The organism is Pseudomonas sp. P9_31 (genome assembly GCF_034008235.1).
GTDB lineage: Bacteria > Pseudomonadota > Gammaproteobacteria > Pseudomonadales > Pseudomonadaceae > Aquipseudomonas.
Genome location: NZ_CP125375.1, coordinates 5,210,022 through 5,223,764, shown reverse-complemented (window position 1 = coordinate 5,223,764; position 13,743 = coordinate 5,210,022). Strand labels below are relative to the sequence as shown.

Genomic DNA, 13,743 nt, shown 5'->3' with positions numbered 1-13,743 from the left:
GCTAAAGCCTATACAAGCAATGGAAGAGAAATCGCTGCCATTTTTGTAGGACAAGCGCAATGTCGGCGATACTGCCTACCTCGGTCCTACGTGACCAACGAAACTTCCTAAGAAAGCCTTTAGCAGGACTAAACGATGAGTCGTCAATTGCATGCCCAGACTTACGTCTGGCTGCACGTGTTTTCCTGTGCCGCGCGGCACTTGTCCTTCACCCGCTGCGCCGAAGAACTGCACATCACGCCGGGGGCGGTCAGTCAGCAAATTCGGCAGCTGGAAGAGCGGCTGGGTTTTCGCCTGTTTCATCGGCGCGCCCGTGGCGTGGAATTGAGCGCTGAAGGCCAGCGACTGGCCATCACTGTCAACGAGGCCTACGGCAGCATCGACGCAGAATTGCGACGATTGGATGCGGGAATGATCAGCGGGATTCTGCGGGTGCGCTCGATCCCGTCGTTCCTGAGCAAATGGCTGACTCCGCGCCTGCCACGTTTGCAGCAGCGTTTTCCGGATATCCAACTGCGTTTGGTGGCTGAGGACAGCAGCGTCTCGTTGCACGAAGGCGACTTCGATCTGGCGATCGATCTGAACGACGGCAGTTATCCCGGATTGTTATCCACAGCCTTGTTGGACGAACAAATCTTTCCGGTGTGTGCCCCGAGCCTGTTGCGCGGGCGCCCGCCGCTGCACGGCCCGGCAGACCTGATGCATTTTCCGCTACTGCACGACATCACGGCCTGGCGTGGCAGCTACGAGTACGCGGAATGGGAGTTTTACCTCAACGCCATCGGCTTCGAGGGCGCGGACGTGCGGCGCGGGCATACCTTCAATCGCAATCACCTGACCATCGAAGCGGCAATTGCCGGGATGGGCGTGGCGATTGCGCGGCGCACGCTGCTCAATGACGAACTGGAACGCGGGACGTTGATCGTGCCGTTTGGCTTGGCGGTGCCGAATCACAAGCGTTACGTGCTGCTCTATGCACCGGGCGCGCTGAGCCATCCGGGCGTACGCGCGGTGCATGACTGGCTGGTGGAGGAGGCGGGGATATTTCGTAGTCTGCATCCGCTGGCGGAGCGGCAGATGTGAGCAGCTAAGACATCAAGCAGGGGCGACCGAACTCCCGACATTAACAGCGCTTTTGCCCGTTGTCCGGCTTTTTTTACGTATGAATATTTATCTTTTTTTAGGGGTTGAATTATCCAGCGTACACACCGATTGTGTAACCAAGAGGTCACGGTGATGACGCCCAAGGGCTAACTGACCGGCCTCTCGCGAGCTAGCTGAAATAAGGGATGAACTATGCAAATCCAAGTCAATAGCGATAACCATATTCAAAGCAGTAAACGACTGGAGGAGTGGGTACGTACTACCATTGAGAGCACGCTCGAACGTTATGAAGAGGACCTGACCCGCGTCGAGGTCCATCTGCGGGACGAGAACGGCGACAAGCCGGGCCCCCATGACATACGCTGCCAGCTGGAAGCGCGGCCAAAAGGCCACCAGCCGATTTCCGTTACCCATAAAGCCGACTCCCTGGAACTGGCGATCGACGGGGCGGCCGAAAAACTTGAACATGCGCTGGAGCATATGTTTGGCAAATTACGCGGCAAACCACGTGCCGCTGTCGTGCCGTTCGAGAGGGGCGCTCATGCTGACGTCCTGCTGGAAGAAGAATTTCTCGAGAACGAACAGGCTGCGCTCAACGGCTGAGGCCTGAGGCTGCTTTTACCTTCCCACTAAAAAAACGGGCCTGCATTGCAGGCCCGTTCTTGTTTCTGGATTTAGTGATGCCTGGGCGTGTTCCAATGCCAGTCAACAGGTACGGAACCTGTGGGAGCGGGCTTGCTCGCGAAGGCGGCTGTACAGGCACCGAAAAACCTCAGGACTGCCGCGCTACCGCAAAAACGCCTGCCGATATTCTCCCGGCGCTCCACCCAAAGCCTGCCGAAACCGGTTGGTGAAATGACTCGCACTGGCAAACCCGCAGGCCAATGCAATCTCCCCCAATGGCCGCGACGTCCCGCGCAATAACTCCCGCGCCCGACTCAGTCGCCGCGCCAACACATACTGATGCGGCGGCAGCCCGAAGCTCACACGAAACATCCGCGCAAAATGATATTCCGACAGCGCACACAACGCCGCCAACTGTCCGAGGCTGATCGCTTCGGCCAACTGACTGTCGATGAACTCCACCAACTGCCGCCGCTGGTGCGCGGCCAATCCGCCCTTGAGGCGCAAGCCCTGACGCACGCCGACCTGGCTGAGCAACGTATGGCTGAGCATCTCGTGGGCCAGGCTGCTGGTGAGCAGGCGTTCGCCCGGTTCGTCCCAGTTGAGGGCGATCAACTGCCGAAAGCGCCGGGCCTGCTGCGGGTCTTCGAGGAACGTGCGCTCGTGCAACTGTAATTCCCGGGGTTCGCGATCCAGTAGCGTGACGCAACCAAGGGCATATTGTTCGGCGCTGAAATACAGGTGGGCCAGGCGAATGTCGCCGTTGATCACCCAGCCGGACTGATGGTCGGCCGGCAGAATGCACAGCTTGTCCGGGCCGCCCTTGTTGCCGGGCTGATCGCGGCGAAAGGTGCCGGTGCCGCCGGCGATGTAGCACGACAAGGTGTGATGGCTCGGCGCTTCGTAGTCCTGGGCGTCGTGGTGGTTGTTCCACAAGGCTGCAGCCATACCGTCACCGAGCTCGGCGCTGTGCTCCAGGCGAGCATTGGGCGAGCGGTTGAGGGTTTGAAAGACTTGCAGCGTTTCCAGTGCGGCCATGATCGGTTCTCTCCAACGCCTTGCATCCTACTCCGTAGACGTTGGCCTGCCAGCCCGGCGGCCGACAAAAGCGCAAGTTTATGCAAGTGCAAAAGGGGGTCACGTTGGACACTGAAGGCCTATTCAGGAGTCTGGTCATGAATCTCTCGTTATACCTGCTGACCGTGCTGATCTGGGGCACCACCTGGATCGCCTTGAAATGGCAACTGGGCGTTGTGGCCATTCCAGTATCGATCGTCTACCGCTTTGGCCTCGCCGCGCTGGTGCTGTTCGTGATGCTGTTGCTCAGCCGGCGCCTGCAAGTGATGAACCGTCGCGGGCATCTGATTTGCCTGGCGCAGGGGCTGTGCCTGTTCTGCATCAATTTCATGTGCTTCCTCACGGCCAGCCAGTGGATCCCCAGCGGTCTGGTCGCCGTGGTGTTTTCCACCGCCACGCTGTGGAACGCCTTTAATGCGCGGGTGTTCTTCGGTCAGAAAATTGCCCGTAACGTGCTGATGGGCGGCGCGTTGGGCTTGCTCGGACTTGGCCTGCTGTTCTGGCCAGAGCTGGCCGGCCATACCGCGAGCCCGGAAACCTTGCTCGGATTGGGTTTGGCGTTACTCGGAACCTTGTGCTTCTCGGCGGGCAACATGCTGTCGAGTCTGCAACAGAAAGCAGGCCTCAAACCCCTGACCACCAACGCCTGGGGCATGGCTTACGGCGCGGCGATGTTGTCGGTGTGGTGCCTGGTCAAAGGTGTCCCGTTCGACATGGAATGGAGTGCCCGCTACATCGGCTCGTTGCTGTATCTGGTGATCCCGGGCTCGGTGATCGGCTTCACCGCCTACCTGACGCTGGTCGGACGCATGGGGCCGGAGCGGGCTGCGTATTGCACCGTGTTGTTCCCGGTGGTGGCGCTGAATGTGTCGGCGTTTGCCGAGGGTTATCAATGGACCGCGCCGGCACTGGTGGGGTTGGTGTTGGTGATGTTGGGTAACGTGTTGGTGTTTCGTAAACCCAAGGCCCCGATGGTGCAGGGGAACGGCAAGTTGGCTTGAGCTGAATAATGATCGTGCGCGGGCTGCCTCGGCGCTCGATCTTCAGTCGGGCAGACGTTTAAAACGCCTGCCCGTTTTGATCAGCCTTTCCACACTTGCGGGTTCACCAGATCCTGCGGCCGCTCACCCAGCAAGGCGCTGCGCAAGTTGGTCAGTGCGCGGTTGGCCATGGCCTCGCGGGTTTCGTGAGTCGCGGAGCCGATGTGCGGCAATGTCACCGCGTTTTTCAGTTGGAACAATGGCGACTCGGCCAGCGGTTCTTTCTCATAGACGTCCAGGCCGGCGCCGCGAATCCGGTTGTTTTGCAGTGCTTCGATCAGCGCCGGTTCGTCCACGACCGGGCCGCGTGCGATGTTCACCAGAATGGCGCTCGGTTTCATCAGCGCCAATTCGCGGTGGCTGATCAAGTGCCTGGTCTTTTCGCTGAGCGGCACCACCAGGCAAACGAAATCGGCTTCGGCCAGCAGTTGATCGAGGCTGCGGAACTGCGCACCGAGCTCCTGTTCCAGTTCGGTCTTGCGGCTGTTACCGCTGTAGAGGATTGGCATGTTGAAGCCCAACCGACCGCGACGGGCAATGGCCGCGCCGATGTTGCCCATGCCGACGATCCCTAAGGTTTTGCCATGCACATCGCTGCCGAACAACGGTGCGCCGACGGTGGCCTGCCATTGGCCGGCCTTGGTCCAGGCGTCCAGTTCGGCGACACGGCGGGCACTGCTCATGAGCAAGGCGAAGGCCAGGTCGGCAGTGCTTTCGGTGAGTACGTCGGGTGTGTTGGTGAGCATGATCCCGCGTTCGTTGAAGTAGGCGAGGTCGTAGTTGTCGTAGCCGACAGAGACGCTGGAGACCACTTCCAGTTTGCTGGCGTCTTCCAGTTGCGCACGACCGAGTTTGCGACCGACGCCGATCAGGCCGTGGGCGTGGGGCAGGGCTTCGTTGAACTGGGCGTTGATGTCGCCGTTTTTCGGGTTCGGCACGATCACGTCGAAGTCTTGTTGCAGACGTTCGATCATCGGTGGGGTGATGCGGCTGAAGGCGAGGACGGTTTTTTTCATTGGAGGCGGCTCGTCGGGCTTGGAGAATGCCAAGCACGCTAACATTCTTTTTCGCTGTTGTGCGTAGGAGCAGCCTTCGGCAGCTCCTACAGGTACGGCTCAGTCTTGTGGGTCGATGTTGTCCAGGACTCGATTCACCGCCAGTTCGCCCAGCATGATGACCTGCTGGATACCCAGCATGGTGTTGCGATGAGTGCCTTCGAGAAATCCGGCGAAGTCACTGGCCATGACGCTGGCCGAGGCGAGGGATTCACAGGCGTAGACCAATAAGGTTTCGGTGGTGGCGTCGGGGGCAACCTGGAACAAGTGGCTGGGTATGTGAGGGGGATTTGGCGTCGGCTTGAACATAAGTGCATTACTCCATGCTGGGATTGATGGAGCTGCCACTTTTTGTTTTCCAGACAAAAGGTGGCAGCCGTGCGCGGACTGGAAAAACCGGTCAATCCCAACCACAACCCGGCAGACCCGAAGGTCTCCCGCGCACAGCCGCCATAACATTGCGAGCAGAAAAAAGCGCCGCAGTATGCCATGTGCTGAGGTAAAGATTGATCCAGGTTTTCCAGACCTGATCGCTGATGCGTCAGCGACCCCCAAAGCCTACCCATCTCCCGTCCCACACACCAACCGTCAAAACACGTGGGAAGCATCCCCGAACATTGGCGATTTGTAGGACCGTCTGTAGCTCAATTCGCTAACCGCGCCCCACCCAAACTCCCACTCAACTCATACGCCGCCAATTCCGCCTGATGCGCCGCCAATATCTCCGGCAACGACCCGCGCAAGTACTCCACCCACGTCTTGATCTTCGCATCCAGATACTGCCGCGACGGATAAATCGCGTACAGGTTCAATTCCTGCGAGCGGTACTTCGGCATCACCCGCACCAGCGTGCCGTTGCGCAGCCCTTCGATCGCCGCGTACACCGGCAACACCCCAACCCCCATGCCACTGGTGATCGCCGTCTTCATCGCATCAGCCGAGTTCACCAAAAACGGTGAGCTGTTGATGGTGACCATTTCCTGGCCTTCGGGGCCGTCGAAGGCCCACTTCTCCAGCGGGATCACCGGGCTCACCAGGCGCAGGCAGGCGTGGTTGAGCAAATCGCTGGGCTTTTGCGCACAGCCGTTGGCTTTTACATAGGCCGGCGATGCGCAAACGATGCTGTAGGTGATACCCAGGCGCTGGGAGACGAAGCCCGAGTCCGGCAGTTCGCTGGCGAGCACGATGGACACGTCGTAGCCCTCGTCGAGCAAATCCGGCACGCGGTTGGCCATGGTCAGGTCGAAGGTCACGTCCGGGTGGGTTTTGCGGTAGCGGGCGATGGCGTCGATCACGAAGTGCTGACCGATGCCGGTCATGGTGTGCACCTTGAGTTGCCCGGCCGGGCGCGCGTGGGCGTCGCTGGCTTCGGCTTCGGCTTCTTCGACGTAGGCCAGGATCTGCTCGCAGCGCAATAAGTAGCGCTTGCCGGCTTCGGTCAAAGCGATACGGCGGGTGGTGCGGTTGAGCAGACGGGTTTGCAGGTGGGCCTCCAGGTTGGAGACCGCGCGCGAGACGTTGGCCGTGGTGGTGTCGAGTTGCACGGCGGCGGCGGTGAAGCTGCCGGCCTCGGCCACGTAACTGAAGGCGCGCATGTTTTGCAAAGTGTCCATGGGGTGCTCTCTTGGCGAATGGCAAATTGTGACACGAAGTTTCAGCTTTTTTACAGGCGACTAAAGACGCGACCAAGGGATTATCGCGTTAACGGTAACAAAGATTCACAGGATTCCCGGCTTATCGCCAACAGAGCCCACCCCTAGAATTGCGCCCACCTACAGGGGATCTCCCTCATCTCAGGAAATCGCAGCAGTGCCGCGTCGCATCAACAGAGCGCTCAAGACGCTCAGTGTTTTGGCTTTAACCCTGGCAATCAGCGGCTGCATCGGAACCGGCGGCATTGCCCCACAGGGCAAGGCACTGGAGGCTAATTCATTGGCCACCGACGAAGCCATCCAGAACGCCGCCCAGGACGCTCACTGGCCCACCGCCCACTGGTGGCAAGCCTACGGCGACCCGCAACTGAACCGCTGGATCGACCTCGCCCTGCAAGGCAGCCCGAGCATGGCCATGGCAGCCGCGCGAGTGCGTCAGGCCCGGTCCATGGCTGGCGTTGCCGAGTCCGCCGAGTCGTTGCAGATCGATGGCCAATCCACCCTCAAGCGCCACAACTGGCCCACCGATCAGTTCTACGGCCCCGGCGAGTTGGCCAACACCACCACCTGGGACAACAACGCCGCACTGGGCTTCAGCTATGCCCTCGACCTGTGGGGCCGCGAAAGCAACGCCACCGAGCAAGCGGTGGACATGGCCCACATGAGCGCCGCCGAGGCGCGGCAGGCCCGGCTCGAACTGCAGAACAACATCGTGCGCGCCTATATCGAACTCTCGTTGCATTACGCGCAACGGGACATCGTCGCCGCGACCTTGAAGCAGCAACAGCAAATCCTCGATCTGGCGCAAAAACGTCTGGACGGTGGCATCGGCACGCATTTCGAAGTCAGTCAGGCCGAAACGCCGCTACCGGAAACCCATCGCCAACTCGATGCGCTGGACGAAGAAATCGCCCTCAGCCGTAACCAGCTCGCGGCCTTGGCCGGTAAGGGCCCGGGGGAGGGCGCGCAGTTGCAACGGCCGACGCTGTTGTTGGGCGCGGCGCTGAAGTTGCCGTCGTCGCTGCCGGCGCAATTGCTCGGTCAACGCCCGGACGTGGTTGCCAGTCGCTGGCAAGTGGCGGCCCAGGCGCGAGGCATAGATGTCGCTCACGCCGGTTTCTACCCCAACGTCGATCTGGTCGGCAGCCTCGGCTACATGGCCACCGGCGGCGGGGCGCTGGAGTTCCTCACGGGCAAGAAGCTCAACTACAGTGCGGGACCTGCGATTTCATTGCCGATCTTCGACGGCGGCCGCTTGCGTTCAGAGCTGGGCGAGGCCTCGGCCGGTTACGACATCGCCGTGGCCAGGTACAACCAGACGCTGGTCAACGCGTTGAAGAACATCTCCGATCAGTTGATCCGCCGCGAGTCGATGGACAAGCAACAGGCCTTCGCCGCCGAGTCGGTGGCCACGGCGCAGAAGACCTACGACATCGCGATGATTGCGTATCAGCGTGGGCTCACCGATTACCTCAACGTGCTCAATGCGCAGACGTTGCTGTTCAAGCAGCAACAGGTGCAGCAGCAGGTTCAGGCCGCACGCTTGAGTGCTCATGCGGAGTTGGTGACTGCTTTGGGCGGAGGCCTCGGCGCTGGCAACGACGTACCGAATGCCGAGAAAACCCAGCCCCCGAAAACCCCGGTTCTTTTGCGTTGAACACAAAACCTGTGGGAGCGAGCCTGCTCGCGATAGCGGTGTGTCAGTCGACATCAATGTTGAATGTGACATCGCCATCGCGAGCAGGCTCGCTCCCACAGGTTCTGCGTCTTAACCGAATCTCAATGAGCAGAATTTCATGACTCCCTTGCCCGCACCTTTGCGCTGGCTGTATTCCCTTGAATGGCGCCGGGGTTTCTTCGACTGGGCGCGTAGCGACGGCGTGACCTGGGTCTACATTTTCAAAGTGCTGTTCGCCGCATTCCTCACGCTGTGGCTGGCCATGCGCCTGGAATTGCCGCAACCGCGCACCGCGATGATTACCGTGTTCATCGTCATGCAACCGCAAAGCGGCCAGGTGTTCGCCAAGAGTTTCTATCGCTTCCTCGGCACGTTGGCCGGGTCGGCGGTGATGGTCGCGCTGATTGCCTTATTTGCGCAGAACACCGAACTGTTCCTCGGCTCGCTGGCGATCTGGGTCGGCCTCTGCACGGCTGGCGCGGCGCGTTATCGCAACTTCCGCGCCTACGGATTTGTGCTCGCCGGTTATACGGCGGCGATGGTTGGACTGCCTGCCCTGGCGCATCCGGACGGCGCATTCATGGCGGCGGTCTGGCGCGTATTGGAAATCTCCCTGGGGATTCTCTGCTCGACGCTGGTCAGCGCCGCGATCCTGCCGCAAACCGCCAGCGCCGCGATGCGCAACGCCTTGTATCAGCGCTTCGGTGTGTTCGCCTTGTTTGTCACCGATGGCTTGCGCGGTCGCAGTCAGCGCGAGGCGTTTGAAGCGAGCAATGTGCGGTTCATTGCCGAGGCGGTGGGCCTTGAAGGGCTGCGCAGCGTCACCGTGTTCGAAGACCCGCACATGCGTCGGCGCAACGGGCGGCTCAGTCGCTTGAACAGCGAATTCATGGGCGTCACCACGCGCTTCAATGCCCTGCATCAGTTGCTTGAACGCCTGCGCGGCAGCGGCACCGATCACGTGGTCGCGGCGATCAAACCGGGGTTGCAGGACTTGGCCGAAGTGCTCGATGGTTTCAGCGGTCGCGCCTTGACCAGCCCCGACGCCGCACGCCTGGCCACCGCGTTGGCGACCTATAAGCAACACTTGCCGGCGCGCGTGCGCAGCCTGCGGACGTCCTTTCAGGAGAGTGATCCGAGCGACGCCGATCAGCTGGATTTTCACACGGCCTACGAACTGCTCTATCGCTTCGTCGACGACCTGCACAGTTATGCACAGACTCACGCGTCCCTGGCCGATCACAGCCACGAACGTGAACGTTGGGATGAGCCCTTCACCCCGCAAACCAACTGGCTGGCCTCGGCGGCATCGGGCATTCGCGCAGCGTTCATCCTGGTGGTGCTCGGCAGTTATTGGGTGGCCACCGCATGGCCGAGCGGGGCGACGATGACCCTGATTGCCGCCGCCACCGTCGGCCTTTCGGCGGCGACACCGAACCCCAAGCGCATGGCGTTTCAGATGGCCTGCGGGACGTTGCTCGGGGCGCTGATCGGTTTCGTCGAGATGTTTTTCATCTTCCCCTGGATCGACGGTTTTCCGTTGCTCTGCGTGATGCTCGCGCCAGTGATCGTGCTCGGGTCGTTCCTCACTTCACGGCCGCAATACGCCGGGGTTGGCCTGGGGTTGCTGATCTTCTTCAGCACAGGTTCCGTGCCGGACAACCTCACGGTCTACAACCCTTACGCCTTCATCAACGACTACATCGCCATGATCATGGGCATGCTGGTGTGCGCGGCGGCCGGCGCGATCATTCTGCCGCCCAACAGCCGCTGGTTGTGGCGGCGCCTGGAGCAGGATTTGCGCGGGCAAGTGGTGTATGCCATCAGCGGCAGACTCAAGGGTTTGGCGTCGAGTTTCGAAAGTCGCACCCGCGACCTTTTGCATCAGGCTTACGGTCTGGCAGCGGGACAGCCGCAGGTGCAACGGGACTTGCTGCGCTGGATGTTCGTGGTGCTGGAAGTCGGCCACGCGATTATCGAACTGCGTAAGGAACAAGCGATTCTGCCGGTGCACCCGGCGTATGCCGAATCCCAACCGTGGCGCCAGTCCATCCGGGTGATGGGGCGTTCGCTGGTGCGACTGTTTCTGCAACCGGGCCAGAGCAATCTGGAGCGGGCGCTGGTCGCGGTCGACCACGCGATCGGCCGCGTGCAGGCCACCGACGAACCCTTCGCGCCACACTTCGATACCTCTGCCTTGCGCCGGGTGAAGAGCTACCTGCATTTCATCCGTACCTCGTTGCTCGACCCGCAATCGCCTCTGGCCTCATACACCACTGCCAAGCCCCAAGGACTTGAACATGCCTCGTGAAATCGCCTTCCACGGCGTGTACATGCCGAGCATGACCCTGATGTTTTTCATTGCGGCGGCGTTGGCCTGGGCCCTTGACCGGTTTTTGTCCGGGTTCGATCTGTACCGTTTCTTCTGGCACCCGGCGCTGTTGCGCCTGAGCCTGTTTACCTGTCTGTTCGGCGCCCTGGCGCTGACTGTTTACCGTTGACTCTCTATCACTGACTCTCTATTTCTGAAGAAGGCCCTGATGAAAAAGCTTTTCAGCCTGCTCGCGACCCTGCTGGTGCTGGCCCTCGCCCTGTGGACCGGCCGGACCCTGTGGGAGCATTACATGAACACCCCCTGGACCCGCGACGGCCGGGTGCGCGCCGACATCATCAACGTCGCCGCCGACGTGACCGGAGAGGTGGTGGAGGTGCCGGTGCGCGACAACCAGTTGGTGAAAAAGGGCGACTTGCTGATGCGCATCGACCCTGAGCACTACCGCATCGCGGTGAAACAGGCACAGAGCCTGGTAGCGTCGCGCAAGGCGACGTGGGAGATGCGCAAGGTCAACGCTCGTCGCCGCGCCGACCTCGACAACCTGGTGATCTCCAGGGAAAACCGTGATGACGCCAGCAACATCGCCGACTCGGCCCTGGCTGATTACCAACATGCCCAGGCACAACTGGACGCCGCCGAACTGAACCTCAAACGCACCGAAGTACGCGCAGCGGTGGACGGCTACGTGACCAACCTCAACGTCCATCGCGGTGACTACGCACGCATCGGCGAAGCGAAAATGGCCGTGGTCGACATGAACTCGTTCTGGGTTTATGGCTTCTTCGAAGAAACCAAACTGCCGCATGTACGCGTGGGCGATAAAGCCGACATGCAATTGATGAGCGGCGAAGTGCTCAAGGGCCATGTGGAAAGCATCTCCCGTGGCATCTACGACCGCGACAACCCGGAAAGCCGCGAGCTGATCGCCGATGTAAATCCGACCTTTAACTGGGTGCGTCTGGCGCAACGAGTGCCGGTAAGGATTCACATTGATGAAGTGCCGGAGGGGGTGCTGTTGGCGGCGGGGATTACTTGCACCGTGGTTGTTAACTAACCGTTAGACCGAGTTGCGCCCATCGCGAGCAGGCTCGCTCCCACATTGATCGAGTTCGGACGCTGATTCGGTGAACGACGCAAATCCCCTGTGGGAGCGAGCCTGCTCGCGATGGGCGCAATTCAGGTTCACTCCTTGCAAAACGTCTCATGCAAATGCTGCCAAACCACCTTGCCATCGGCCTGTTTCTCAAACACCACCGAGGATCGCCGATCAGAATGCAGCCCCGTCGCATCGGTCTGCTGCTCGCGGTAACTCACTACTGCGCCACTGTCATACAGCGTGACACCTCGCAACTCGCTGAGCTCAATCCTGAATCCGAGCTTCTTCCCGCCCGCCATCATAAACAACGCGTTCAACGCCTCGAAATCCAGCACCCGGCCCAACGGCGAGACCATGGAAAACTGCGGTGAAAAGCGCGTCAGCAACTGCTCAAGCGCAGACACGTCTTGTTCTTCGGCCAACCACTGCTCGATGGCTACGTGGGCCTGGATCACTTCGTCAAAGTATTCGGTGTAGTCGGTCATGTTGTTTCCTGAAATTTTGCAGCGTCTGTCCTGACGTCTTCGCGGGCAAGCCCGCTCCCACAGTAATCTTTGGTGTGAATGCTATCTATGCTACCCAGTAGAGCCTTGTGGGAGTGGCGGTGCGACGATTCGACTTGCCCGCGATGATGTCGACTCAGTCTTAGAGTTGCCCCTTCAACCCAAACCGCTTCATCAACCCCGACTCCAGCAACCCCTTGGGCAATAACCCCGCCATCAACGGCAACGCCCGGCTGCCGTTACCCAAACGCACCAGACGCGGCGGTTTGCTCTGCTGCACAGCCTTGAGCAAACCGGTGGCAAATTCACTGGCCGGCGTCGGCTTGTCCTGAGACGCCTTGGCCCGTGCACGAATGCCTTCACGCAGCGGCCACCATGGAGATTGTTCGGTGATCAGTTGCTCGGCTTCGTGGCCGGCATTCTTCGCGAAGCTGGACGCAATGGCTCCCGGCTGGACTTCCATGACCCGCACGCCGAACGGCGCCAGTTCCATGCGCAATGCATCGCTCAAGGCATGGACAGCGGCTTTCGAGGCGCAATACGCGCCGGCAAACGGTGTGACCAACACCCCGGAAACGCTGCCGATGTTTACCACGATCCCTTTGGCCCGACGCAACACCGGGAACAGCGCGCGGGTCACGCCAACAATCGCGAACACGTTGGTTTCGAACTGGCGTTGCATCGCCGGCACACCACCGTCGAGCAGTGGCCCCATGGCGCCATAGCCGGCATTGTTGATCAGCACATCGAGGCCGCCGTGTTGCTGATTGATCCGCTCGCTCAGCTGTTCAAGTGCCGGGCCGTCGTTGACGTCCAGTTGTACGGCCGTGAAGCCGGCGGCGGTCAGGGCCGCCACGTCTTCTGCCTTGCGGGCGCTGGCCCAGACTTCGTAACCGGCACGTTTGAAGGCATCGGCGAGGGCGCGGCCAATGCCGCTGGAACAACCGGTAATCAACGCAACGGGCATGGCGCGGTCCTTGTGCAAGAGTAGAGGGGGAATCAGTCGGAGAAACTACCCTGCAAACGCTCGGCGCGAAACTCCAGGGTTTGCGGACGGTAACCAGGGCGCAGGGGCGGCATCGGCAAGCAGTCTTCCCAAGTGCCGCCGGCCTGCAATTCGCCGGGGCCGCGATAACGCGGTGCGGCGTATTGATTGTCGGCCAGGTTCACCGTATCGCCCGGCGCATACGCCGCGATGCGCCAGCGTAACTCGGTCAGCGGCACGTCGTTGCCGTTGTTCATTTTCAGCTGCAACGGCCGATCCGCCGGGCAGTGTTCGGGCGCGTAGGTGATGCGCAGCTCAAGACGTGCCAGTTGCTTGACCTCGCGGTTGTCCATCCAGAACACCCACGTCGCCACCAGGCCCAATCCGACAGCGGCGGCCATGGAAACCGGCACGGCCTTGGCCGGGTAGCGCAGCAGCAGGATCAGCCAGGTGATGACCAGCAGGACGCCGATGAACATGTTTGAACGCTCCTTTAACTCATGACCACCATCCTACCGAAGGGGCGCGGGAATGGACATTCGGCGAGCAAGGGATTGCACCGCTGGCCTGCACTGTAATTTCTGACAGTAGCCA

The 13,743-nt window shown here is 60.8% G+C and carries 14 protein-coding genes; 7 read left to right on the top strand and 7 right to left on the bottom strand.

Annotated features, from left to right (window positions below):
- The first annotated feature begins 135 nt into the window (after nucleotides 1-135).
- Together QMK51_RS23670 and QMK51_RS23665 are read left to right on the top strand one after the other, a co-directional pair.
- Nucleotides 136-1,083, top strand: a complete 948-nt coding sequence (locus QMK51_RS23670; protein ID WP_320392187.1) for a LysR substrate-binding domain-containing protein — start codon at nucleotides 136-138, stop codon at nucleotides 1,081-1,083.
- Between the two features lie 213 nt (nucleotides 1,084-1,296).
- Entirely contained in the window at nucleotides 1,297-1,707 is a 411-nt protein-coding gene (locus QMK51_RS23665; protein ID WP_258697488.1) for an HPF/RaiA family ribosome-associated protein, read from the top strand.
- Between the two features lie 183 nt (nucleotides 1,708-1,890).
- Here QMK51_RS23665 and QMK51_RS23660 read toward each other — a convergent pair whose 3' ends face one another.
- Nucleotides 1,891-2,766: an AraC family transcriptional regulator gene (locus QMK51_RS23660; RefSeq protein ID WP_320392186.1), complete on the bottom strand. Its 876-nt coding sequence runs from the start codon at nucleotides 2,764-2,766 to the stop codon at nucleotides 1,891-1,893.
- A 137-nt stretch (nucleotides 2,767-2,903) separates the two neighbouring features.
- Here QMK51_RS23660 and QMK51_RS23655 point away from each other — a divergent pair, with 137 nt between their 5' ends.
- Nucleotides 2,904-3,806 (top strand): DMT family transporter, encoded by a 903-nt coding sequence (locus QMK51_RS23655; protein WP_320392185.1) that lies wholly within the window; start codon nucleotides 2,904-2,906, stop codon nucleotides 3,804-3,806.
- 80 nt (nucleotides 3,807-3,886) lie between these two features.
- Here the strand turns inward: QMK51_RS23655 and QMK51_RS23650 are convergent, their stop codons facing one another.
- From QMK51_RS23650 to QMK51_RS23640, 3 genes are all read right to left on the bottom strand, one after another.
- Nucleotides 3,887-4,861 (bottom strand): D-glycerate dehydrogenase, encoded by a 975-nt coding sequence (locus tag QMK51_RS23650; protein ID WP_320392184.1) that lies wholly within the window; start codon nucleotides 4,859-4,861, stop codon nucleotides 3,887-3,889.
- 99 nt (nucleotides 4,862-4,960) lie between these two features.
- Nucleotides 4,961-5,209 (bottom strand): DUF6124 family protein, encoded by a 249-nt coding sequence (locus QMK51_RS23645; RefSeq protein ID WP_052966667.1) that lies wholly within the window; start codon nucleotides 5,207-5,209, stop codon nucleotides 4,961-4,963.
- Nucleotides 5,210-5,544: 335 nt separating this feature from the next.
- Entirely contained in the window at nucleotides 5,545-6,513 is a 969-nt protein-coding gene (locus QMK51_RS23640) for a LysR family transcriptional regulator (protein ID WP_320392183.1), read from the bottom strand.
- Between the two features lie 196 nt (nucleotides 6,514-6,709).
- On the opposite strand from QMK51_RS23640, the gene QMK51_RS23635 reads away from it, so the two are divergent.
- From QMK51_RS23635 to QMK51_RS23620, 4 genes are all read left to right on the top strand, one after another.
- Complete coding sequence (locus QMK51_RS23635) at nucleotides 6,710-8,209, top strand: efflux transporter outer membrane subunit (protein ID WP_320392182.1); 1,500 nt, start codon at nucleotides 6,710-6,712, stop codon at nucleotides 8,207-8,209.
- A 139-nt stretch (nucleotides 8,210-8,348) separates the two neighbouring features.
- Nucleotides 8,349-10,541, top strand: coding sequence for an FUSC family protein (locus QMK51_RS23630; RefSeq protein WP_320392181.1), 2,193 nt, complete (start codon nucleotides 8,349-8,351; stop codon nucleotides 10,539-10,541).
- Nucleotides 10,531-10,731: a DUF1656 domain-containing protein gene (locus tag QMK51_RS23625; RefSeq protein ID WP_320392180.1), complete on the top strand. Its 201-nt coding sequence runs from the start codon at nucleotides 10,531-10,533 to the stop codon at nucleotides 10,729-10,731. The genes QMK51_RS23630 and QMK51_RS23625 overlap by 11 nt, the downstream gene beginning before the upstream one ends.
- Nucleotides 10,732-10,770: 39 nt before the next feature.
- On the top strand, nucleotides 10,771-11,619 hold the full coding sequence (locus tag QMK51_RS23620; protein ID WP_320392179.1) for an HlyD family secretion protein: 849 nt from the start codon (nucleotides 10,771-10,773) through the stop codon (nucleotides 11,617-11,619).
- A gap of 128 nt (nucleotides 11,620-11,747) precedes the next feature.
- Here QMK51_RS23620 and QMK51_RS23615 read toward each other — a convergent pair whose 3' ends face one another.
- The 3 genes from QMK51_RS23615 to QMK51_RS23605 form a co-directional block, all read right to left on the bottom strand.
- Entirely contained in the window at nucleotides 11,748-12,146 is a 399-nt protein-coding gene (locus QMK51_RS23615) for a DUF4440 domain-containing protein (protein ID WP_320392178.1), read from the bottom strand.
- 160 nt (nucleotides 12,147-12,306) lie between these two features.
- On the bottom strand, nucleotides 12,307-13,131 hold the full coding sequence (locus QMK51_RS23610) for an SDR family oxidoreductase (protein ID WP_320392177.1): 825 nt from the start codon (nucleotides 13,129-13,131) through the stop codon (nucleotides 12,307-12,309).
- Nucleotides 13,132-13,163: 32 nt separating this feature from the next.
- Nucleotides 13,164-13,628, bottom strand: coding sequence for a multidrug transporter (locus QMK51_RS23605; RefSeq protein ID WP_258697475.1), 465 nt, complete (start codon nucleotides 13,626-13,628; stop codon nucleotides 13,164-13,166).
- Nucleotides 13,629-13,743: the final 115 nt, after the last annotated feature.

Coding starts and splice junctions, on each gene's coding strand:
- QMK51_RS23670 (WP_320392187.1), top strand. CDS start 136: ATGAGTCGTCAATTGCATGCCCAGACTTACGTCTGGCTGCACGTGTTT.
- QMK51_RS23665 (WP_258697488.1), top strand. CDS start 1,297: ATGCAAATCCAAGTCAATAGCGATAACCATATTCAAAGCAGTAAACGA.
- QMK51_RS23660 (WP_320392186.1), bottom strand. CDS start 2,766: ATGGCCGCACTGGAAACGCTGCAAGTCTTTCAAACCCTCAACCGCTCG.
- QMK51_RS23655 (WP_320392185.1), top strand. CDS start 2,904: ATGAATCTCTCGTTATACCTGCTGACCGTGCTGATCTGGGGCACCACC.
- QMK51_RS23650 (WP_320392184.1), bottom strand. CDS start 4,861: ATGAAAAAAACCGTCCTCGCCTTCAGCCGCATCACCCCACCGATGATC.
- QMK51_RS23645 (WP_052966667.1), bottom strand. CDS start 5,209: ATGTTCAAGCCGACGCCAAATCCCCCTCACATACCCAGCCACTTGTTC.
- QMK51_RS23640 (WP_320392183.1), bottom strand. CDS start 6,513: ATGGACACTTTGCAAAACATGCGCGCCTTCAGTTACGTGGCCGAGGCC.
- QMK51_RS23630 (WP_320392181.1), top strand. CDS start 8,349: ATGACTCCCTTGCCCGCACCTTTGCGCTGGCTGTATTCCCTTGAATGG.
- QMK51_RS23625 (WP_320392180.1), top strand. CDS start 10,531: ATGCCTCGTGAAATCGCCTTCCACGGCGTGTACATGCCGAGCATGACC.
- QMK51_RS23620 (WP_320392179.1), top strand. CDS start 10,771: ATGAAAAAGCTTTTCAGCCTGCTCGCGACCCTGCTGGTGCTGGCCCTC.
- QMK51_RS23615 (WP_320392178.1), bottom strand. CDS start 12,146: ATGACCGACTACACCGAATACTTTGACGAAGTGATCCAGGCCCACGTA.
- QMK51_RS23610 (WP_320392177.1), bottom strand. CDS start 13,131: ATGCCCGTTGCGTTGATTACCGGTTGTTCCAGCGGCATTGGCCGCGCC.
- QMK51_RS23605 (WP_258697475.1), bottom strand. CDS start 13,628: ATGTTCATCGGCGTCCTGCTGGTCATCACCTGGCTGATCCTGCTGCTG.